The 22,754-nt window shown below is 38.2% G+C and carries 18 protein-coding genes and 1 tRNA gene; 13 read left to right on the top strand and 6 right to left on the bottom strand.

What is annotated here, in order from left to right:
- Positions 1-4: 4 nt before the first annotated feature.
- A tRNA-Gly gene (locus SOM16_RS16065) sits at positions 5-77 on the bottom strand.
- A gap of 93 nt (positions 78-170) precedes the next feature.
- Positions 171-659: a regulatory protein RecX gene (locus SOM16_RS16060; protein ID WP_320465016.1), complete on the bottom strand. Its 489-nt coding sequence runs from the start codon at positions 657-659 to the stop codon at positions 171-173.
- A gap of 63 nt (positions 660-722) precedes the next feature.
- On the opposite strand from SOM16_RS16060, the gene SOM16_RS16055 reads away from it, so the two are divergent.
- Both SOM16_RS16055 and SOM16_RS16050 read left to right on the top strand, forming a co-directional pair.
- Positions 723-3,182 carry a bifunctional UDP-N-acetylmuramoyl-tripeptide:D-alanyl-D-alanine ligase/alanine racemase gene (locus SOM16_RS16055; protein WP_320465015.1) on the top strand — a complete coding sequence of 820 codons (2,460 nt, stop codon included), beginning with the start codon at positions 723-725 and terminating at the stop codon, positions 3,180-3,182.
- 183 nt (positions 3,183-3,365) lie between these two features.
- A complete protein-coding gene (locus SOM16_RS16050; RefSeq protein WP_320465014.1) occupies positions 3,366-3,956 on the top strand; it encodes a DUF502 domain-containing protein in 591 nt (196 codons plus the stop codon).
- A gap of 163 nt (positions 3,957-4,119) precedes the next feature.
- Here the strand turns inward: SOM16_RS16050 and SOM16_RS16045 are convergent, their stop codons facing one another.
- The 3 genes from SOM16_RS16045 to SOM16_RS16035 all read right to left on the bottom strand — a co-directional run bounded on the left by SOM16_RS16045 (position 4,120) and on the right by SOM16_RS16035 (position 7,074).
- Positions 4,120-4,614, bottom strand: a complete 495-nt coding sequence (locus tag SOM16_RS16045) for a hypothetical protein (RefSeq protein WP_320465013.1) — start codon at positions 4,612-4,614, stop codon at positions 4,120-4,122.
- 224 nt (positions 4,615-4,838) lie between these two features.
- Complete coding sequence (locus SOM16_RS16040) at positions 4,839-5,546, bottom strand: TIGR00730 family Rossman fold protein (protein ID WP_154282857.1); 708 nt, start codon at positions 5,544-5,546, stop codon at positions 4,839-4,841.
- Between the two features lie 19 nt (positions 5,547-5,565).
- Positions 5,566-7,074, bottom strand: coding sequence for a sodium:solute symporter (locus SOM16_RS16035; RefSeq protein WP_320465012.1), 1,509 nt, complete (start codon positions 7,072-7,074; stop codon positions 5,566-5,568).
- A gap of 142 nt (positions 7,075-7,216) precedes the next feature.
- On the opposite strand from SOM16_RS16035, the gene recR reads away from it, so the two are divergent.
- From recR to SOM16_RS16020, 3 genes are all read left to right on the top strand, one after another.
- Positions 7,217-7,834 (top strand): recombination mediator RecR, encoded by a 618-nt coding sequence (gene recR / locus SOM16_RS16030; protein WP_320465011.1) that lies wholly within the window; start codon positions 7,217-7,219, stop codon positions 7,832-7,834.
- Between the two features lie 237 nt (positions 7,835-8,071).
- On the top strand, positions 8,072-8,890 hold the full coding sequence (locus tag SOM16_RS16025) for an SDR family oxidoreductase (protein WP_320465010.1): 819 nt from the start codon (positions 8,072-8,074) through the stop codon (positions 8,888-8,890).
- Positions 8,891-9,177: 287 nt separating this feature from the next.
- Positions 9,178-10,029, top strand: a complete 852-nt coding sequence (locus SOM16_RS16020; RefSeq protein WP_320465009.1) for an alpha/beta hydrolase — start codon at positions 9,178-9,180, stop codon at positions 10,027-10,029.
- 266 nt (positions 10,030-10,295) lie between these two features.
- Here the strand turns inward: SOM16_RS16020 and SOM16_RS16015 are convergent, their stop codons facing one another.
- A complete protein-coding gene (locus SOM16_RS16015) occupies positions 10,296-11,240 on the bottom strand; it encodes an ion channel (protein ID WP_320465008.1) in 945 nt (314 codons plus the stop codon).
- Between the two features lie 222 nt (positions 11,241-11,462).
- On the opposite strand from SOM16_RS16015, the gene trpD reads away from it, so the two are divergent.
- From trpD to SOM16_RS15975, 8 genes are all read left to right on the top strand, one after another.
- On the top strand, positions 11,463-12,449 hold the full coding sequence (gene trpD, locus SOM16_RS16010; protein WP_320465007.1) for an anthranilate phosphoribosyltransferase: 987 nt from the start codon (positions 11,463-11,465) through the stop codon (positions 12,447-12,449).
- A complete protein-coding gene (locus SOM16_RS16005) occupies positions 12,449-13,081 on the top strand; it encodes a phosphoribosylanthranilate isomerase (RefSeq protein ID WP_320465006.1) in 633 nt (210 codons plus the stop codon). Before trpD ends, SOM16_RS16005 begins: the two co-directional genes overlap by 1 nt.
- Positions 13,082-13,330: 249 nt before the next feature.
- Complete coding sequence (gene trpB, locus SOM16_RS16000; RefSeq protein WP_320465005.1) at positions 13,331-14,512, top strand: tryptophan synthase subunit beta; 1,182 nt, start codon at positions 13,331-13,333, stop codon at positions 14,510-14,512.
- Positions 14,513-14,599: 87 nt separating this feature from the next.
- The gene (gene trpA, locus SOM16_RS15995) at positions 14,600-15,376 is read left to right on the top strand and encodes a tryptophan synthase subunit alpha (RefSeq protein WP_320465004.1); all 777 of its coding nucleotides are present in this window, start codon (positions 14,600-14,602) and stop codon (positions 15,374-15,376) included.
- Between the two features lie 478 nt (positions 15,377-15,854).
- Positions 15,855-16,460: a TetR/AcrR family transcriptional regulator gene (locus SOM16_RS15990; RefSeq protein ID WP_320465003.1), complete on the top strand. Its 606-nt coding sequence runs from the start codon at positions 15,855-15,857 to the stop codon at positions 16,458-16,460.
- Between the two features lie 72 nt (positions 16,461-16,532).
- On the top strand, positions 16,533-17,723 hold the full coding sequence (locus SOM16_RS15985) for an efflux RND transporter periplasmic adaptor subunit (RefSeq protein WP_320465002.1): 1,191 nt from the start codon (positions 16,533-16,535) through the stop codon (positions 17,721-17,723).
- A gap of 160 nt (positions 17,724-17,883) precedes the next feature.
- Positions 17,884-21,069, top strand: a complete 3,186-nt coding sequence (locus tag SOM16_RS15980; protein ID WP_320465001.1) for an efflux RND transporter permease subunit — start codon at positions 17,884-17,886, stop codon at positions 21,067-21,069.
- The gene (locus tag SOM16_RS15975; RefSeq protein WP_320465000.1) at positions 21,056-22,465 is read left to right on the top strand and encodes a TolC family protein; all 1,410 of its coding nucleotides are present in this window, start codon (positions 21,056-21,058) and stop codon (positions 22,463-22,465) included. Before SOM16_RS15980 ends, SOM16_RS15975 begins: the two co-directional genes overlap by 14 nt.
- Positions 22,466-22,754 lie beyond the last annotated feature (289 nt).

Raw genomic sequence — 22,754 nt, 5'->3', positions numbered from 1 at the left:
TTAGAGCGAAAGACGAGATTCGAACTCGCGACCCCGACCTTGGCAAGGTCGTGCTCTACCAACTGAGCTACTTTCGCATGAACAAAACCGATATGCTGTTTCGTTTTGGTGATGCAAATATAGACAGATTTCTATTTCTGTCAAGGGATTTTTTATTAAAAATTTAATATTTAGTTTAAATTGCTGGCTTTCAGTGCAAGTAAAATTAAATCAATTTCAAATCCGCGACCCTGCAGATAGGTTGTAAGCTTCATTTTTCTTTTTAAAGGGTTAGATTCTGATAGCGCATTCGCTTTTTTAATGGCCAGATTTTCCAAAGTCTGCATATAATCATCATCATCTAAACTATACAAAGCCTTTTGCAGAATTCTATCTGGAACACCCTTCAGTTTTAAACCTTGTTTGATTTTTACGCGACCCCATTTATTAATGTTGAATTTACCCGAAGCATATGATTTAGCAAAACGCTCTTCGTTTAAAAAGTTGTTTACAATCAATTCAGATAGAATCTCTTCCAGCTCATCCCCGCGCATTCCCCATTCTACCAATTTATATCGAACTTCCTTTTGCGAACGTTCCTGGTAGACACAAAAATTTTCTGCTTTGGCTAGTGCCTGTTTTTTGTCTAATATTGCTGTCTCTTGTTTGCCGCTTTTCATAATTAATTGATGAAATTCGTAAAAATAATAGCGATTGAAGTATTTTTTTGAATATAAATAATAATGCAAAACCCAATTTATACCATTTCAACCATTGCGGAAATTCTTCAGGCTGATGCCAAATTAGTCTTAAGCCAGGCTATAATTCAATATTTGATTGTTGATAGCCGATCGGTGCTGGTGGCAGAAAATTCATTGTTTTTTGCATTGACTTCTCACCGGAATGGGCATGCGTTTATTGAAGATGCTTATAAGAAACAGATTAGAAATTTTGTAATAACCGAAGAAAAATATATTGCCTTATATCCTGATTGTAATTTTATCCTTGTTGATGACGCGCTTAAAGCCCTACAAGAACTTGCTACCACTCATCAACATCATTTTAACTTAAAAAAGATTGGCATAACAGGCAGTAATGGAAAAACCATAGTAAAAGAATGGTTATATCAGCTGCTGGCGGTAGATTTTAATATTATCCGGAGTCCGAAAAGTTATAATTCTCAAATCGGGGTGCCACTTTCTGTTTGGCAAATCAATGCCGATCATAGCCTTGGAATCTTTGAAGCGGGTATTTCCGCTACAAACGAGATGGAAACGCTTGCAGAAATCATCCAGCCGCAAATTGGCATCCTGACTAATATTGGAGAAGCACATGCAGAAGGTTTCGCCTCTAAAGAAGAAAAACTAGCTGAAAAACTTAAACTTTTTGCAACCTGCGAATTATTTATTTATTCTCCGGATTATGTTACCGGAATTGATTTTTCAGCATTACCAGGTCAAAGAAAATTTAGTTGGAGCAGTACCCAAAGGGCAGATCTTCGAATTATTGCAATAGAACCTCTTGAAGGAAATTGTCATTTGCGGGCGATTCATCAGGATCAGGAAATTACTTGTCTTCTTCCATTTAAAGATAAAGCTTCTATCGAAAATGGCATTATTTGCTGGGCTACTTTGCTGGCTTTAGGTTATGACTCAGAACAGGCCAGTTTACGTCTTGATAAGTTGAGTCATGTAAGTATGCGCCTCGAACTTAAAAACGGCATTAATCAATGTTCTATTATTGATGATTCTTACAGTGCCGATATCTCTTCGCTGGCCATCGCTTTAGATTTTCTCAATCAACAAAATCAGCATGCTAAAAAAACTGTTATCCTTTCTGAGTTATTTGAAACAGGGAAAGACGATATAGTTTTATATACCGAAATAGCCGACTTGCTTGCACAAAAGAAAGTAAATCGACTGATTGGAATCGGAGCGAACCTTGCTCAATATGAGGTGCTTTTTCAATGTGAAACACAATTCTTTGATAATACAGATGCTTTTATTCATGATTTTCCAGGTTTGCAATTTAGCCATGAAACGATTTTAGTAAAAGGAGCCAGGCGTTTTGAATTTGCAAGAATCAGCAAAATTCTAACCCAGAAAATACACGATACCATATTGGAGATCGACTTAAATGCAATGGTAGGTAACCTACAATTTTACCGATCGAAGATTAAGCCAGGTGTTAAAATCATGGCCATGGTAAAGGCCTTTTCTTATGGAAGCGGAAGTTTCGAAATTGCCAATTTGCTGCAATTTCATAAAGTTGATTATCTGGCAGTGGCTTATGCTGATGAAGGGATTGCTTTGCGTAAGGCTGGAATCACCTTGCCTATTATGGTGATGAGTCCCGAAGAATCTGCTTTTGAAGCGATTGTAAATCACCATTTGGAACCTGAGATTTATAGCCTTGAAATCTTGAAAAGCTTTTTAAACGCGCTTCCTGAAGAGATTACAAATTATCCTGTGCACTTAAAGATTGATAGTGGAATGCATCGCTTAGGTTTTGATCATGATGAAATTGATAAATTAACTGAGTTGCTAAAAGATGCTCAAAAGGTAAAAATTCAAAGTATATTTTCGCATTTGGTTGCAAGTGGTGAAGCAGAGCATGATGGTTTTACCCAGCAACAGATGAATAAGTTTAAAATTATCGCTAACAAATTAATCAATTTTTTGGGTTACCAACCTATACTTCATATTGCCAATACTTCGGGAATTAGTCGCTGGCCAGACGGGCAAATGGACATGGTTCGGTTGGGAATTGGTTTGTACGGTTTCGATGCTGGACTTTTAAATAACCGCGGATTGCAAACCACAATGGTTTTAAAAACCACGGTTACCCAAGTTAAAACCATAGATGCCGGCGAAACTGTAGGTTACAGCAGGCAAGGGGTGATGCCAAATGGTGGTAAAATTGCGACCGTAAAAATCGGCTATGCAGATGGTTACCGTCGTGATTTCGGAAACGGGGTAGGTAAAATGCTTATTAATGGTCATTTAGTTCCAACCATCGGTTCTATCTGTATGGACATGACCATACTGGATATTACTGGTTTGGATGTAAGCGCTGGTGATGAAGCGATCGTATTTAATAAAGAACGTACCATTATGCAGCTGGCGGATGATATCCATACCATTCCTTATGAAATCTTAACCGCTATATCACAGCGGGTTAAGCGCGTGTATTTTTATGAATAAGTCAGTTCATTTGTCATGGAGTCAATAACTCATTCGTCTGAACACACTTTATAGCCATGTTAACCAATGACTATTCAACTCGTAACTTGCAAACCAATGGCTGGTGGCTATTGAATTTTCAGATCAATAAACTAATAAACCTTTAACTAACAACTATTGAACATTTTTAAATAAGTTTGCAGCATGAACAAAATCGGGAGAGCAATATTAAACTATTTGATAAAAGGTTTATTAATTGTAGTACCCATTGCAGTGAGCATTTTTATTGTGGTTTGGGCGGTAACCACTGTAGATAGCTGGTTGAATGTCAATAATATACTAGGGGTAAATCCCCGTACAGGTGAGAGCAGAAATATTCCAGGCTTAGGACTTCTTACCGTTTTAACCATTATTTTGCTCGCTGGAATCTTTGTGACCAATTTGGTTACTGAGCCCATGTATAATTGGTTTCAGCGGATGATGAAACGACTGCCGCTCCTCAACTTTATATATTCCTCCATTAAAGATCTTACAGAGGCTTTTGTTGGCGATGAAAAGAAATTTAATCACCCGGTATTGGTTGAGGTAGAAGGTGGATTAAAGAAAATTGGCTTCTTAACCCAGAATGATCTCCATAAACTTGATCTGCCGGATGATGTAGCCGTTTATTTTCCCCTATCATATTCCTTTGCAGGCCAACTTTGTATTGTAAAACGAGATAAGGTTACAGATTTAAATATGAGCGCAGCTGATGCAATGAAATTAGTAGTGAGCGGGGGAGTAAGCGGACTTTAAGACTATAGTGTCAAGTTTTCCCGAACTCAATTCAGATCTTTTACAAGATTGGTTTTAACCAGGCGCGCCCACTTCACTTGACTCAACGTATTCAGAAACGAATCTAAAATCATTCAATTAATATCAACATCAAATTGTTGTTCAACAGGTAAGCATTTTAAACTTAAAAAATACTTCTGCTGGTGGAGAGCATTACCATAATGATAATAAATAGATAGAGAATCCGGGTGTAATATTCCCGGATAAAAAGTCCGGCTACAACTACCAGATCATCGTCAATATTGTTGTGAATGAGGCCTCCGCCAGATGATGAATTATAGATAACCTGCTTATTTTTATGGTTATTAACAGACCATCTGCTTGCCCAGCTATTTTGATAACTCCAATCGAATTCCTCTCCTGAAGTACAAAAAATCTTCGCTTTAAAGTTTATCCAATCATAACGGATAACGGCCAAAACCTCATTTTTCTGATTGAATATTTTAGTTTCCGGATTGGAATAGCCCTCACTTTTTAACCAGTAAATACCCTCTTGTGTGGTGGCTATCGCAGAATTTTTAAAAGAGCTGAAATTGATTGAAAACTTAAGAAATGTACTCTCCCATACCTGATAATTACTATCAAATAAACCTTTTCTCCAATTTAATATTTTCTCCATCACTTCCTGGTTTTCTTTTAGACTGCCGAATAAACGAATCGTTACAGGAAATGTTGTAAATAAAAAAAGTGCCCACGGTTAGAGCACTTTCTTTATAATGATTTACATTTTGAATGATTGAATGAGAGAATATTACTTCAACATGATTTCAATTTTGAAGGATTGAATGAGAGAATATTTCAATATCCAAATCCTCAAATTCTTAATCCTGTTCTTTAATCTATTTAAAAATTAGGTTTCAATACATACTTATCGTAGAACCTGAAAATGTGTTCTGCTGCTTCTTCTGCTGTATCTACCAGTCTAAATAAATTCAGATCCTCTTCATGGATATTGTGTTCCTTCTGCAACATGGTGCCTTTAATCCAGTCAATTAAACCACTCCAGTAATCTTTACCCAAAAGCACAATAGGGAAACGTGCGATTTTACCAGTTTGAATTAAAGTTAAGGCCTCGAAAAGTTCATCCATGGTACCAAAGCCACCAGGTAGCACAACAAACCCCTGACTGTATTTCATAAACATCACTTTGCGCACAAAAAAGTAATCGAACTCTAATAATTTATTATGATCAATGTATTTATTATGGAACTGCTCAAACGGCAATTCGATATTTAAACCCACAGATTTACCGCCATTGTTGTATGCGCCTTTGTTACCAGCTTCCATAATACCGGGCCCACCGCCGGTAATTACACCATAACCGCGATCAGTTAAAAGTTTGCCGCATTGCTCGGCCAGTTGATAATATCTATTTGTTTCTGCAGTACGTGCTGAGCCATAAATGGTTACGCAGGGACCGATTTTCGCTAACTTTTCAAAACCGTCGACAAATTCGGCCATTATTTTAAAAATTTGCCAGGAATCTGTTACTTTAATTTCTTGCCAATCTTTATTTTCAAAGGCACTTCTAATTTTTTCTTCACTCGTCATATGTACTGTATGCTATATATTAAAATTTGGTTTGTGCATCAGTTTTTTTGCTGATAAAAAGCAAACCTATAAATGTGATTAAACCATTAATTAAAATCAATTCAACACTAAAAACGTAACCGCCTAATAATTTGGTGGAGTACGTTGAAAGCAAGTAACATAAAAAAGGCGATAATATGCAAACTATCGGCACTAATTTATCATGCAAACCGCGTTTTTTTACAAACAATCCAAAACTATATAATCCAAGAAGCGGTCCGTAAGTGTAAGAGGCAATGGTGAAAATTAAACTCACTACTGATGAACTATTTAAAGCGTTGATTACGATAATTACCAAAAACATCAGGATAGAGAATGCAACGTGTACAGTGTGGCGTTTTTTTACCGCATCTTTAGCATTTACATTTTCTGCCTTATTCATGCCTAAAAAATCAACACAAAACGAAGTGGTAAGTGCTGTTAGTGCCGAATCGGTTGTCGCAAAGGTGGCTGCAGTTAAACCCAGCATAAATATAATAGCTGGTATCGCACCTAAATTATTCAACGCAATTTCAGGAAAAAGTAAGTCTGTTCTCGGTTTTCCACTAAAGTGATCCAATGGAATATCAATGCCGTTCTTTGCTGCGAAAATATACAATAATGCACCAACACTTAAAAAGAATACATTCAGAATTACGAATACTCCCGTAAAGGTAAACATGTTTTTTTGTGCTTCTTTTATTGTACCCATACTCAGGTTTTTCTGCATCAAATCCTGGTCTAAACCCGTCATGGCAATGGTTACAAATATGCCACCGATAAATTGTTTGCTGAAATAAAACTTGTTGGTTAAAAACTCATCTAAAAAGAAAATCTTTGAATAACTGCTGCTTTTAATGGTTTCAAAAGCCTGCGGGATGTCGAAGTTCAGACTACTACAAATGAAATAAATAGTTAAAAATACCGACAAGACAAGGAAAAACGTTTGCAGGGTATCGGTAATAATGATGGTTTTTAATCCACCTTTAAAAGTATAAGACCAGATCAATGCTAAGGAAATTAATACAGTAAGCCAAAAGGGAATGCCGTAATTATCGAAAATGAATCGCTGCAAAACAATCACTACCAGGTATAGTCTGGTGGCGGAGCCCAATGTTCTGCTCAATAGGAAAATCGATGCTGCAGTCTTATAACTAAAATACCCTAAACGTTGTTCTATATAGCTGTAAATAGAAGTTAGCCTCATTCTGTAATAGAGCGGCAACAGCACTGTTGCAATTATGATAAAGCCGACAGCATTACCTAAAACAAACTGAAAATATTGAAACTGGTTTCCGGCGGGGGCACCAACTTCTCCTGGAACGGAAATAAATGTTACGCCAGAAAGTGCCGTTCCAATCATCCCAAAGGCTACAAGATACCATTTAGAGTTCCTATTGGCGATAAAAAATGAGGCATTATCCGATGAACCTTTAGATGTTACAAATGAAATGATGATCAGCAATAAAAAGTACCCAATTAGGAAGCATAAAAGTATAGTTGGCGACATATTTTTGTTTTAAGCAGCTAAATGTAAGAAATTAATGTTAGTTGTTTTGGTGGTTAGATGGTTAGTTTTTTCAGTACCGTCACAAAATAACTAAAAAACAAAAGCACTAAAAAACCAAACAACTATTTCATATTTTTGTGCCATGAATTTTTCATCCAAACTGCTTGAAGATGCAGTAAACGAATTCTCTAAATTACCTGGTGTGGGACAAAAAACGGCTTTACGTTTGGTGTTACATCTTTTAAATAAAGAACAGGAGGAAGTGAACCAGTTTGGCAATACTTTTATAAAGCTTAAACAACAGATCAAACACTGCAGCATTTGTCATAATATTTCAGATTTTGCAGTTTGCGAAATCTGCACATCATTGAAGCGTGATAAAGAAACCATTTGTGTGGTAGAAGATACCCGTGATGTAATGGCGATTGAAAATACCGGACAGTACTTTGGTGTTTATCATGTATTAGGTGGATTAATTTCTCCGATGGATGGAATTGGGCCTACTGATCTGTTCATTGATGGATTAGTTTCCAGAGTGGCAGCCGGCGGAATCAAAGAAATTATTCTTGCCCTTAGTCCGAACATGGAGGGCGATACCACACTTTTCTATCTCTATAAACGCTTAAAAGAATATAACGTTCCGGTAACTACCATTGCGCGCGGAATTGCTTTTGGAGGTGAATTAGAATATACTGATGAAATTACGCTTGGTCGTTCGATCATCACCCGCGTACCCTATGAGACAGCCATGATGAAATAGTTTAGGAGTTTAGAGTCTGAAGTCGAAAGTCTCGAGTCGGAAGTCCCAAATAAATAATACAATAGAAATGAACAGGTACCCAATCCTGATACCTGATACTTACTACTTAATACTCACTACTTAATACCCACTACTAAGCATTCCCTCTTGATACCTGATCCTCACTACTTAATCCCCACCACCAAGCATCCCCCCCTCGATACTCACTACTCAATACTAAAAACAAGACACAAAAAAATGAAACTCAAAAATAAAGTCATCATCATTACTGGTGCATCCAGCGGAATAGGTAAAGCCTGTGCGGAGGAATTTGCTAAACGAGGAGCAAATTTAGTTTTGGCTGCCCGTCAATATGTAACACTTTGCGAAATTACTGCCGATTTAGAAAAACGATACGGGATTAGGGCAGTTGCTGTTCAGGCTGACGTAAGTAAAGAGGCAGATTGCGAATTGATCATTAAGCAAACCTTAGTCTCTTTTCAAAAGATTGATGTTTTAGTAAATAATGCTGGATTATCGATGCGTGCTTTATTTAATGATGTGGATCTGTCCGTGTTGAAAAACCTGATGGATGTAAATTTCTGGGGAACCGTTTATTGTACTAAATATGCTTTGCCAGAGATATTAAAGACTAAAGGCTCTATAGTAGGCGTTTCATCTATTGCAGGTTACAGAGGTTTGCCGGGAAGAACAGGTTATTCAGCTTCGAAGTTCGCCATGAATGGTTTCATCGAATCATTGCGAACAGAATTACTAAATACTGGCGTAAATGTACTATTGGCTTGCCCGGGATTTACGGCATCTAACATTCGCGTTACTGCATTGTCTAAAGATGGTGTTGCACATGGCGAAACCAGTATGGATGAAGGTAAAATGATGTCATCAGAAGAAGTGGCCAGCCGAATTGCTAACGGAATCGAACAGCGTAAACGGACGTTAATCATGACAGGTCAAGGTAAATTGGCGGTTTGGATGAATAAGTTGTTCCCAGCTTTCGTAGATAAAAAGGTATTCGATTTGCTCGCTAAAGAGAAGAATCCGTTAATTGGAAGGTAAGCTAAAAGAAAATAGACCAAAGCGGAAAGGTTAAAGACTAAAGCTAAAAGCCCAGAGAGGTAGAACCAAAGTTGAATATCGAATTACTTTTTTATTTCTGCTGCACGCTTATCAAATGAAGCATGCGGTTGTAAACGGTTTATTGACTTTAAGCAACCAGTCTTGCTACTTGATACCCGCTACTTGATACTCAATACTTGCTACTCACTACCTGCTACTCACTACTCCCAAACCCAAAAATCCACAATCTTCACAATTCCGTTTATTTTGATAGAAAAATTATTTGTATGCTTAAAAAACTCGCTTTAGTAATGCTCTTGTTTCAAGCCATAATATCTTCTGCTCAAGTAAAAACGGCTAAAAATATTAATTACGCAGGGAATACTGAGATCAAAAATACGCTAAACATCTTTTATAAAAACGATGGAGTAGCAGATAAACCGGTGTTGGTTTTTATTCATGGAGGATCATGGAGCAGCGGAAAGAAGGAAACATATTGGTGGTTAGGCAGAAATTTCGCCAGAAAAGGAATCGTTACGGTAATTATAAATTATCCCCTGGCGCCTGATGCGCGATACGGCAAAATGGCAGAAGATTGTGCTTTAGCTTTAAAATGGGTGCAAGGGAACATCAGCACTTACCAGGCAAGTGCGGAGAAGATTTTCGTAATGGGGCATTCGGCGGGTGCGCATTTAAGCGAGCTGATTAACGCCGATCCGCAGTATTTCAAAAAAGTAGGCCTCAAAAATCCGATTAAAGGTGTAATTCTGAACGATCCATTTGGCCTTGATCTGTTTGAATACCTCACTACAGCAGAAAAGGACCATTTTTATTACGACTTCATGAGGACATTTACCACGAAACCAGACGTTTGGAAAATCGCTTCCCCTATGCATTATGCCGGAAATATTAAAAATCCACATTTACTTTTCTATGGTGAGAAAACCTATAGAGCCATCAAAATTCAAACACCCATACTGTACGAAAAATTGAAGGCAAATCATGTGCCTGTAGTGATGAAGGAAATTAAAGGCAAAAGCCATGTACCTATGATCAGTCAAATGATATTTGGTGGGAATGACTTGTATCAGGAGATTGTGGAATTTATTCAGAAAACAATTTCAGATAAAAAGCAATGATCCACAATTAAAGCGATTCTTATGGCTTTGAATGTTACCTTTAAATAAGCAGAACAAGATTCCACATCTTACCTGAGTCAATCAATTGCGAATAAAAAACACCTGATGAATGCATCAAACAAGTGGAAAATGGGCAAACAGTTAAAATAGCTGTTGTTGATTTATGGAAATAGAATTTACGCTGGGTGTTCAGAAGCAACTTAGGGAATGGAAAAAATCAATTAATTTAGTTTCATTTGACGTTCTTAAATGGGTGCAGTGAGAGATCAAACACCCGCTTTTTCTATCTCATCTAATTTACTATAATCCAGAACCAATTTACCTGCTGTGTTATGGTAATGCATCAGTTCGAATTTCGAGTTCCATTCAATATCTTCATCCTGATAACTGGTTCTGGCATGAATTGTTTGCGCAAAAGTATCATCAAAAGCTTTTAAAATAAGCACAATTTCCACTTCAGCAACCTTTAATTCTTCTATCGTTTTCTCAAATAATAAACTGTCTTCTGTAATGGGATGAACGATTGTCCAGTTGAGCGGCAGTATACTAATTTTGCTTCGTTCTAATTCCAGCGGATAGAAACTACGTTTAAGTTTTCCGTCAATAGTTTCATTATAGGTCATAAACATTTGTGCTTCAATATCTATCAATGAATTTTTGCGAAGATTAACCAGTCTGCACATCAAACCCGTATGGTTTTGATAAGGCGCAATCACCATTTTTTTACTGAAGGAGACTTTAGAAGTTGGCCTGCTGAAACGACCGTAAAGAAGACCCGTGGCAAGTGCAAAAGCCAATAACCCCAACATACTTTCGAAAGCGGCTAGCACACTGGTGATGAAACCTTGCGGAGAAATATGGCCGTAACCTACTGTAGAGATGGTTTGTGCAGAAAAGAAAAAGGCATCAAAAAACTGATCCCGAAGCGTAATGCCTTTTGCACCATTAAGATTTTCGATTCCAATTACATTATAGGCGATAGCGAAAAGTGTGTTTACAATTAAGTAAGTAATTAAAATGATCAGAAAAAAACGAGGCCAGCTCATGCTCACTAACCGGGTGTAAGTATCGTCGAATTTAAACCATGGTAAGCCCGTTCGCTCAACATTCGCCGTGCCATCAGTATTTAAAACGCGCTGATTTTTGATCACGGGAGTGGAGCCGAAACCCAAATCATCATTAAACTGTACTTTTCTTCGAAAGAAAGCCATATATTTTTAGAAAGATTTTGGAATTATAAAAAAGTATATCAATATTTGTTCTATACAAACATGATAATTAAAAACTTAAATAACAATTGGTGGTGGCATAACGAAATTCGTTAGGCAAATTCTATTGTTATATATTTTAAAATATTTTATACACAACGAAGAGGATTGCCCAAAAAGCAATCCTTTTTTTTTGCAATTTTTTGTAGGAGAGAACCGATCAGCATGAAAAGGATATTAAACCATTTATTTGAGAATAAGAGTTTTAGTAGGGAAGAGGCAAAAAATATCCTCATTTCCATTACTCAGGGTGAATTTAACGATTCGCAGATTGCGGCTTTTATTACGGCCTATGCCATGCGAAATATTACTGTTGATGAATTGAAGGGGTTTCGCGATGCCATGTTGGATTTGGGCATAAAAGCAGACTTTTCTGATTTTGAACTAATTGATCTTTGCGGTACCGGAGGTGATGGGAAAGACACCTTCAATATTTCTACGCTTTCGTCTTTTGTAGTTGCAGGAGCCGGTTATCATGTAGCGAAACATGGCAATTATGGCGTGTCTTCTGGTTGTGGATCTTCCAACGTAATGGAGTATTTAGGCTATTCTTTTACCAATAATCAGGATTTGTTAAAGCGAAATTTGGATCATGCAGGCATTTGTTTTCTACATGCTCCCCTATTTAACCCGGCAATGAAGATTGTAGCGCCAATTCGCAAAGATTTGGGCATTAAAACGTTCTTCAATATGTTAGGGCCTATGGTGAATCCGTCGCAGCCAAAGTATCAGATGGTTGGTGTTTTCAGTCTGGAACTGGCTAGGTTATACAACTATCTGTACCAGGATACCACAAAAAGTTATACGATCGTGCATGCCTTAGAAGGTTATGATGAGATCTCCTTAACCTGCGATGTTAAAACTTTTAATAATAAGGGCGAAAGCATTTTAACACTAACTGATATGGGATTTGAAAAGGTTTCTTCAACTGATATTAAAGGTGGCGACACGGTAGAATCTTCTGCAAAAATATTTATAGATGTGCTGAATGGAGCGGCTACAGATATTCAGAACAATGTAGTGCTATGTAATTCTGCCCTTGCTATTAAAACCATCAAGCCTACGGCATCTTTCGCCGATTGTTTTTATGAAGCTGAAGAATCTTTAATAAGCAAAAAGGCATTAGAAAGTTTTAAAAAGCTAGTGGCCTAATGAACAAGTTTAAATTAAAAGTTTGCGGAATGAAGCTGGCGGCCAATATCGCTGCGGTTGCTGCATTAAGACCTGATTACTTAGGTTTTATTTTTTATGATAAATCGCCAAGGTTAATTAGTGATGTTTCTGCAGAATTAATTAAATACATCCCTGCAGAAATTAAAACGGTTGGCGTTTTTGTGGATGAGGAATTGGACGTTGTGAAGAAAAAAATAAATCTATATCAGCTTAAAGCTGTTCAGTTACATGGAAGTGAATCGCCAGGGTATTGTGCAGCGTTACAATCAATATCTGGTGAAATAGAAGTGATTAAGGCTTTTGGTATTGATGAGGATTTTGATTTTAATGTGCTGAAAGAATATATGGATGCAGTTGATTTCTTCTTGTTCGATACGAAAACAAAAGCACATGGTGGTTCGGGAAAAACCTTTGATTGGAAGATGCTGGATGATTATAAATTGGATAAGCCATATTTTTTAAGTGGCGGGATTGATCTGCAGCATGCAGCAGCAATAAAGCAGATAAAAGATTCAAAACTGTATGCACTCGATATTAATAGCAGGTTTGAAGTTGAGCCTGGTGTAAAGGATGTAGAAAAGGTTAAGGCGTTTATAAATATATTGTCCTAGCCAGAAGGGCGTCTTCTTTTTGATGTCAAGAAGAAACAAAAACATCGGCTGAAAATTTTTGTATTAAAGTTTCTGCTTTGGCATTAGTAGTGCAATCTCCAAAATTTGTTAGGCCGGATTGAAGCGCTACGTGGATGAAGCGGTAAGGCTTGGTTGGATTGGAATAGCATAAAGAATAAAAACATAAGCCATGACTTCATTCATGGGAAATAAGAGTTGGTTTAAACTAGCGGATTTGATAAAAATATTATGAAATACAAAGTAAACGAAAAAGGATATTACGGAGATTTTGGTGGGGCTTATATCCCGGAGATGCTCTATCCGAACGTAGAGGAATTGCGTCAGAATTATTTAAAGATTATTGACGATGCCGATTTTCAGAAAGAATTTCATCAATTAATGAAAGATTATGTTGGTCGCCCTTCGCCATTATATCTGGCTAAAAGATATTCTGAGAAGTATGGCGCTAATATTTTCTTAAAACGAGAAGATTTAAACCATACAGGTGCGCATAAGATCAACAATACAATCGGGCAAATTCTTCTTGCCGAAAAGCTTGGTAAAAAGAGGATTATTGCAGAAACTGGTGCTGGTCAGCATGGTGTAGCAACTGCTACGGTTTGTGCTTTGAGAAACCTTGAATGTGTAATTTACATGGGTGAGGTGGATATTGAGCGTCAGGCGCCAAATGTAGCTCGCATGAAAATGCTGGGTGCCAAGGTTGTGCCTGCAAGCTCTGGTAGTAAAACGTTAAAAGATGCCACTAACGAAGCCATGCGAGATTGGATTAATAATCCGGTAGATACGCATTATATTATTGGTTCTGTGGTTGGTCCGCATCCTTACCCTGATATGGTGGCGATTTTCCAATCCATCATTTCAGAAGAAACTAAAAAACAATTATTAGCACAAACAGGAAGCGACCAACCTGATTATGTTTTAGCCTGTGTAGGTGGTGGAAGTAATGCTATGGGCATGTTCTATCATTTTATGGATGATGAAAATGTAAAACTAATTGCTGTTGAAGCAGCGGGTAAAGGTGTTTCCAGTGGACTTTCTGCAGCCACAACCTATCTAGGTAAAGAAGGTGTATTACATGGTAGCCGAAGTATCTTAATGCAAACAGAAGATGGGCAGGTGGTAGAACCCCATTCGGTTTCTGCCGGATTGGATTATCCGGGTATTGGTCCGCAACATGCACATTTATTCAAAACCGGTCGCGGGAAATATGTTTCGATTACAGATGAAGAAAGTTTAGATGCCGGATTATTGCTTACTCAATTGGAAGGGATTATTCCTGCCATCGAAAGTGCACATGCCTTAGCTTATTTAGAGAAAATGGAATTTAAGGGCGGCGAAAATGTAGTAATTTGCTTGTCGGGTAGAGGAGACAAGGATTTAGACACTTATATTAAATATTTTAATTTATAAGATAAGAAAATAGAGAATAGAAAAATGGGAATTAGTTTTGCCTGCAATCTATTTTCTACTTTCCATTTGCCATTTCCATTTAAAATTATGAACAGAATTAAACAACTCTTCGAATCGAAGAAAAATATATTATCCATTTATTATACTGCTGGTTATCCAAACATGGGCGATACCATGCTGATTGCCGAAGCGCTGGAAAAATCTGGCGCAGATATGCTGGAGATTGGCTTCCCTTATTCAGATCCTGTGGCCGATGGTCCGGTAATCCAGGCCAGTAGCAAACAATCTCTAGACCAGGGCATGACCCTGAAAATACTTTTTGAGCAACTGAAAGATCTCCGTAAAAACGTCACTATTCCGGTGTTATTAATGGGCTATGTGAATCCGGTTTTACAGTTTGGGGTAGAAAATTTCTGTAAGGCCTGTGCAGAAGTAGGTGTTGACGGCTGTATTGTGCCAGATTTGCCAATGGTAGAATATGAAGAGTTTTATCAGAGTTATTTTGAAGAACATAATTTAAGCAATGTGTTTTTGATTACGCCACAAACGGCCGATGAACGCATCCATAAAATTGACGGTTTAACAAATGGTTTTATTTATTTATTGTCTTCATCTGCAACCACAGGGAAAAATCTGGAGGTGGGCAATACTACCGAAACTTATTTCGGCAGAATAAAAGACATGAATTTGAAGAACCCAACCATGATTGGCTTTGGAATCAGTGATAAACAGACTTTCGATAAGGCTTGTGCTTATGCCAATGGCGCAATTATCGGTACAGCTTTCGTCAAAGCAATTGAAAATGGTAATATTGAGGAAAGCGTAAATACGTTTATGAAAAAATTTAAATCAGAGGATTTCTAACCGCAATTCTATATTTTTTTTGTAAAATAAGTAAGTAAATACTAGTCGTAGCGTCTCGCTACGACTTTTTGCATTAGGTGTTCTTCATCAAGCGAAACAGCTCTTTTTAAAGCATCTCTTTGATAAAATCGCTATTTCGGTCGGTGAGAAATATGACCGATAGCATATAATTGCTAATCTTAGTATTTCGTTATCACTTTTTGCATTAAAATGATCTTTGGCCAAAATCCTCAGTAGATTTAACAGCAGTTATCCTTAACGGATGAGCATTAACCGTCGTCCTTCAAAAGTTCATTCAGAATTCAAATGTAAACTAAAATCAAAAAAAATAATTGCAGAAATTTCTTGCTCAAAACTATCTTCAAGGCTCTTTTAACGCCATTAATTTTTATCTGACAATTTTATGATTGTCAATTTCTAAATTGATTCTACATTTGCTTAACGGTGTTAGATTATTTATCACCCTATATTCCAAGTCATGGGAAGCAAAGAAAGAATATTACGATTAAAAGATGAAACCAGAACCAAAATTCTGGATGCTGCCTTAAAGATAGTTCAAACTGAAGGTTGGCAGGCATTGAGTATGCGTAAAATTGCTGACCAGATTGAATATACTGCTCCAATCATTTACGAATACTTCTCCAATAAAGAAGGAATCCTGCTGGAACTTACCAGGAAGGGTTACGAGATATTAGGAAAAGATATTCGTGAGGCTAGAGATAAACATGAATCTGCCGAAGATAAAATGGAAGCCATGTGGATCGCCTACTGGAACTTCGCTTTTGCAAATAAAGAATTTTATCAGTTAATGTATGGAGTAGATATGGTTTGCTGCAATGTTAAAAGCTCAATGCACGAGGCGGAAACCGTAGGAACGATGCTTGGAGATGCTATTGAGGCATTGTACAAGAAACAGCCAGTATGTGAAAACGATATTTGCACCAAGTATTATACCTATTGGTCGATCATTCATGGATTAATCTCAATTAATCTGGTGCGTCCAAATGGAAGAACAACAGACGAACTAAACCAACAAATTTTAAAAGACGCCATTAAGGGAATTACCTTATCCATTAATAGCTAAAATTTTTTTACCCGCTATTTAACAGTGTTAAATAGTTTATAGGCTTTAATATCCACAATAATTTTTAATCATATGAATGCTATCCATCGCTTGTTTATCTTACTTAACAGTGTTAAATCATTTAATAAAGTTAAGTTCCTGTTAATTGTCCCTACATTATCTATTCTTCTGGTCAGCTGTAAATCCAAGCCAGATCAGGCTGCTGCTGCACCACCGCCACCGGTATTGCCCGTGAGCTTAGTTAGTGAAAGCGCGCAAACTACTTACATCGACTATCCGGCTGCTATTCAGGGTGCGGTAGATATTGATGTTCGGCCGCAGGTGAGCGGTTACCTGCAAAGTGTTTTAGTTAATGAAGGTGCTTATGTTACGGTAGGACAAACGCTTTTCAAAATCAACGATAACCCATATCGTGAGGCTTTAAATAATGCAAAAGCCAGTTTACATGCTGCAGAAGCAGCCATTTTAAACGCTCAGTTAGAAGTAGATAAGTTAACCCCTTTAGTACAGAACAAGGTGGTTTCAGATTTCCAGCTCAAAACAGCAAAAACAGCTTACAAAATTGCTCAGGCCAATGCAGAGCAAGCTAGGGCAAGTGTAGCATCTGCCCAAATAAATTTGGGTTATACCAATGTTAAGGCCACAGTAAGCGGTTATATCGGTCGAATTCCGAAAAAACAAGGTAGTTTGGTTTCTCCTGCAGATCAGGCAGCTTTAACTCAACTCTCTGATATCCATGAAGTACACGTTTATTTCTCTTTGGCTGAAAATGATTTTAACAGCTTCAATGCAAATTATCCGGGTAAAACCCCTGCAGATCGCATCAGCCATTTGCCGGCAGTAGAATTGCTTTTATCTGATAACAGCGCCTATCCGGTTAAAGGAAAAATAGACATGATTGATGGTCAGTTTGATAAAAATACAGGCGCTATTACCCTAAGAGCAACTTTTAAAAATGCCAATGGTATTTTACGTTCTGGAAACACAGGTAAAATTCGTTTAGGCTTACCACACCCTGATGCAATTTTAATTCCTCAGGTTGCTACCATAGAAATGCAGGATAAAGTATTTGTATTTATGGTAAACAAGGGTAACAAGGTAAGTAAAATGCCAATTACGGTAATCGGTAAAAGCGGTAGCAACTACCTTATTAAAGACGGCGTAAAATCTGGCGATCAGATTGTGTTAAGTGGTTTAGATCGTTTGCAGGAAGGACAAGTAATTCAACCTGAAAAGGCATCAGACAAAGCTGCTCAATTATAATAGGAAGCTTGAAGATAAAAGCTGAAAGGTAAAAGCTCAAAGACAAAAGCTGAATGACGAGAGCCGTAAGGTAAAGGTTGAAAGACAAAGGCTTAAGGCTAAAAAAATAAAGCGGAAAGGCTAAAGCTTAAAGTAAAGAAAGAAAATAATAAAATAAAAAATGTTCAAGATATTTATACAAAGGCCCGTACTGGCTACCGTAATCTCCATTTTATTGGTGATACTTGGGGTACTTGGCCTTACCAAACTGCCTCTACAACAATTCCCGGATATTGCACCACCATCAGTGTTAGTTACCGCGATTTATCCGGGTGCCAATGCCGAAACGGTTTTGCGTTCTGTTGCACCATCATTAGAAGAATCTATAAATGGGGTAGAAAACATGACTTATATGAGTTCTACTGCCAGTAACGACGGATCTTTGGCCATTACTGTTTTCTTTAAACTGGGCACCAATGCCGATCAGGCGGCGGTAAATGTTCAAAACCGTGTGGCACAGGCTACCAGTCAATTGCCAGCCGAGGTTGTTCAGCAAGGAGTTACCACTGCTAAACAACAAAACAGTTTTATTATGGCTATTGGTCTATATACGGAAGATGAATCTAAATACGATCAGACTTTTGTGGCGAATTATGCACAGATAAATATTATTCCGGAAATTAAAAGGATTCCAGGGGTAGGTTCTGCTGCAATTTTTGGTGGCTCGAAAGATTATTCGATGCGTGTATGGTTAAATCCTACGCAAATGTCTACCTATAAAGTTTCGCCTAATGAGGTAATGAAAGCCATCCAGGATAAAAGTTTGGAGGCTGCACCTGGTAAGTTTGGCGAGAAAAGTAAAGAGGTTTTTGAATATGTAATTAAGTACAAAGGGAAGTTAACCAAACCAGAAGAATATGAAAATATAGCTATACGCGCCAATGCCGATGGTTCTATTTTGCACCTTAAGGATGTGGCAAGAGTAGAATTGGGTGCTTATTCTTATAACAGTATTACCCGGTTAAACGGTAAAAAAGGAATCGTAATCGGGATTATCCAGTTGGCTGGATCAAACTCGAACGATATTCAGGTATCGCTTAACAAACTGATGGCAAAAGCCGAGAAAAGTTTCCCGGTAGGAATCAAAAAGAACATCTTTTATAGTACAAAGGTTGCTTTGGATCAATCAATAGAACAGGTGGAACATACTTTGGTTGAAGCTTTCTTATTGGTTTTCATCGTGGTATTCATCTTCCTGCAAGATTTCAGATCGACATTAATTCCTGCTATTGCCGTTCCAGTAGCCATATTAGGAACGTTTTTCTTCATGCAATTATTCGGATTTTCCATTAACCTTTTAACCTTATTTGCTTTAATTCTAGCGATTGGAATTGTAGTGGATGATGCGATTGTGGTGGTGGAGGCCGTGCACGCCAAAATGGAGCACAAACATTTATCGCCAAAAGCAGCCACGCATGAGGCCATGCACGAAATTACCGGGGCCATTATTTCCATTACCCTGGTTATGGCCGCTGTGTTCTTACCCGTTGGTTTTATGGAAGGTTCTACAGGGGTTTTCTATCGCCAGTTTGCCTTTACTATGGCTATTGCGATTGTAATTTCAGCGGTAAATGCGCTAACATTAAGCCCGGCTTTGGCGGCTTTATTTTTGAAAGATAATCATGCGGCACATGCTGATCAGCCAGAAGTGAAAAAGGGTTTTAAAGAGAAGTTTTTTAACGGATTTAACACCAGTTTCAACTCGCTAACCAACCGATATGTAGGGGGCTTAAAGTTTCTGGTTCGCCACAAATGGTTAAGTATGGGTGGATTAGCCTTAATTACTTTGGTTACTATTTTTATGGTAAAAACCACCCCGGCAGGATTTATCCCGACAGAAGATCAAGGCTTTATTGCCATTGCGGTAAATACCCCATCCGGAACTTCGTTAGATGGTACGCAGAAAGTAATGACTGAAGCTGAATCGGTGTTAAGTAAGTTAGATGCATCCAGGGATGTGACTGCCGTATCGGGTTTCAACTTGTTAACAAATTCTACCAGTCCGTCATCAGCTGTTGTTTTTGTATTGCTAAAGCCGAATGAAGAGCGAGGTTCAATTAAGAATATCGATGAAATTATGAACCAGGTTCGTGGCAAATTAGGTGCAATATCTGGCGGAAGTTTCTTCGTATTTAGTTTTCCAACTGTTCCGGGTTTTAGTAATGTAGAAGCTTTGGATATGGTTTTGCAAGATAAAACGGGTGGCAAGCTTGATAAATTTAGTGGCATCTCTCAGCAATTTATTGGAGAGTTAATGAAGCGTCCGGAAATTGCCGTAGCCTTTACCAGTTTTAAGGCCGATTATCCGCAATTGCAACTGGATATTAATGATGAGAAAGCGGATCAATTGGGGGTTAACGTAAAAGATATCCTGCAAAGTATGCAAACTTATTTTGGGAGTGTGCAGGCATCAGATTTTAACCGCTTTGGTAAATATTACCGCGTGGTGGTTCAGGCAGATGTACAGGATCGTGCAGATCCGTCAGCTATAGATCGCGTGTTTGTAAAAAGCAATCGTGGCGAAATGGTGCCAATTAATACCTTGGTAAAACTAACGCGAATTTATGGATCAGAAACGGCATCGCGGTATAATTTATTCAACTCTATTTCAATAAATGCCATTCCTAAACCGGGCTTTAGTTCTGGTGATGCTATTAAAGCAATTGAAGAAGTGGCCGAGAAGCAGCTGCCAGATGGTTACAGCTATGAGTTCTCCGGGCAAACACGTGAAGAAATCTCTTCTGGTGGGCAATCTACCGTGATTTTCTTGCTCTGCCTGGTATTCATTTACTTCCTGCTTTCTGCACAGTATGAAAGTTATATCTTGCCATTTGCAGTACTATTATCTATCCCTGCCGGAATATTTGGCGTATTTGTAGCGATTGGGTTAACTGGAATTGTGAATAATATTTATGTGCAGGTAGCCTTGATTATGTTGATTGGTTTGCTGGCCAAAAATGCGATTCTGATCGTGGAATTCGCCATTCAGCGAAGAAAAGCCGGACAACCTTTAGTTGCTGCTGCATTAGAGGCAGCCAAGTTAAGGTTGCGCCCAATTATCATGACATCGCTTGCTTTTGTGGTTGGTTTGATCCCAATGATGGGTGCTACAGGCCCATCGGCACAAGGTAACCATTCCATTAGTATTGGTGCTGCCGGCGGGATGATCTCTGGTGTAATATTAGGCCTGTTTATCATTCCTGTCTTATTTGTGATCTTCCAGGCTTTACAAGAAAAAATTTCTAAATCAAATGAGGTTGTTCACCATGAAGAACCTGTAAAAAATATAGCTTATGAAACGGTTTAATCTTTTAAGCATCGTGCTTTTTGCAATAATCTGGAGCGGATGTTCAATTTCTCAAAACCTGGCTTTGCCAGGTGGTTTGGCACCTCAAATGTTTAGAAACTTGGTGCCACAAGACTCTTCCAGTATCGGTAATTTGCCTTTGAAGAGCTTTATTAATGACCCTACGGTCCAAAATTTAATTGACACTGCCTTGGTTCGCAATTACGATATGCAAATCGCATTGAAAAATATTGATGCTGCTGAAGTATTATTTAAACAATCTAAACTGGGTTATTTACCAGAATTGAAGTTGCAGGTTACGGGGAGTTCAAGTCGCCCGTCTGACAATAGTTTAAACGGCCTAAGTTTAAACCAATTTACGGGATCTACCCATATCGAAGATTATAATGCTAACCTTGGTGTACTTTGGGAAGCAGATATCTGGGGTAAAATCCGCAATCAGAAAGCTGGCGCTTTAGCCAGTTTTTTGCAAACCGGAGAGGCAAGGAAAGCAATTCAAACCCGTTTAGTGGCCAATGTTGCACAGGGTTATTACAATTTACTCATGCTTGATGCACAACTGGACATTGCAAGGAAAAACCTGATGCTGAATGATAGTACCTTAAGGATAATCAGATTACAGTTTGATGCCGGTCAGGTAACTTCTTTGGCCATACAACAAGCTGAAGCACAACAATTAAATGCGGCAGGTTTAATTCCACGCCTGGAGCAAAATGTGGCCTTGCAGGAAAATGCCTTGAGTGTATTAATCGGGACATTACCTAAGTCGATTATTCGCCTTAGCAAGTTAGACCAAATGACCATTCCGAAAGATTTAAATGCTGGCTTTCCTTCTGCTTTATTAAGCAGGAGGCCTGATATTAAATCAGCTGAATTGGCTTTAGATGTAGCGAATGCAAAGGTTGGCGTGGCAAAAGCGAATTTATACCCTTCATTGGTGATAACGGCCAGTGGCGGTATCAACTCATTTAAGGCAAGTAATTGGTTCAGTATGCCTGCATCTTTATTCGGGATAGTTTCTGGCGGAATTACACAGCCTATTTTTCAGAGAGGTCAATTAAAATCTAGTTTAGCTTTAGCGAAAATAGACAGAGAGAAAACGGTCATTCAATTTCGCCAATCGGTAATTACTGCGGTAGGGGAGGTTTCGGATGAGTTAACCAAGGTTGAGAAATTAAAAACGCAATACAGCATTGCTGAAAAAAGAGCACAGACTTTACAACAGGCTTCAAGAAATGCAAGTTTGTTATTTAAAAGTGGTATGGCAAATTATTTAGAGGTGATTACGGCGCAGGGTAATTTATTGCAAAGTGAACTCGAGCTTACTTCGATTAAAACCGAGCAGTTGAATGCTGTGGTTGGTTTGTATCGGTCGTTAGGTGGTGGTTGGAATTAAAGGGTTGCTTAATTAGTAAAACTTCGGTTGGTGATTTATCAACCGAAGTTTTTTTATACCTCATTCCACGAACGGTGGGTTAAGCGATCGTCATCCTGAACTTGATTCAGGACCTATGGTATGGTGTTTTTTTAATTGTTAACTGCGAAAAGTTCTTATGACACGCCCTTCGGGGAAGGTGCCGCTAGGCAGATAGGGGGTTTCCCGCTGCGCTTGGCTTGCCTCGGCTGGCCGCCGAAGGGCTCTTACTTTTTTGCTTGATCAAAAAAGTAACAAAAAAATCAAGGCT

The sequence above is a fragment of the Pedobacter sp. CFBP9032 genome (assembly GCF_034045265.1).
In the GTDB taxonomy this organism is placed as follows: domain Bacteria; phylum Bacteroidota; class Bacteroidia; order Sphingobacteriales; family Sphingobacteriaceae; genus Pedobacter.
Note: the sequence above shows the minus strand (reverse complement) of the source record. Positions and strands in the feature narration are given on the sequence as shown.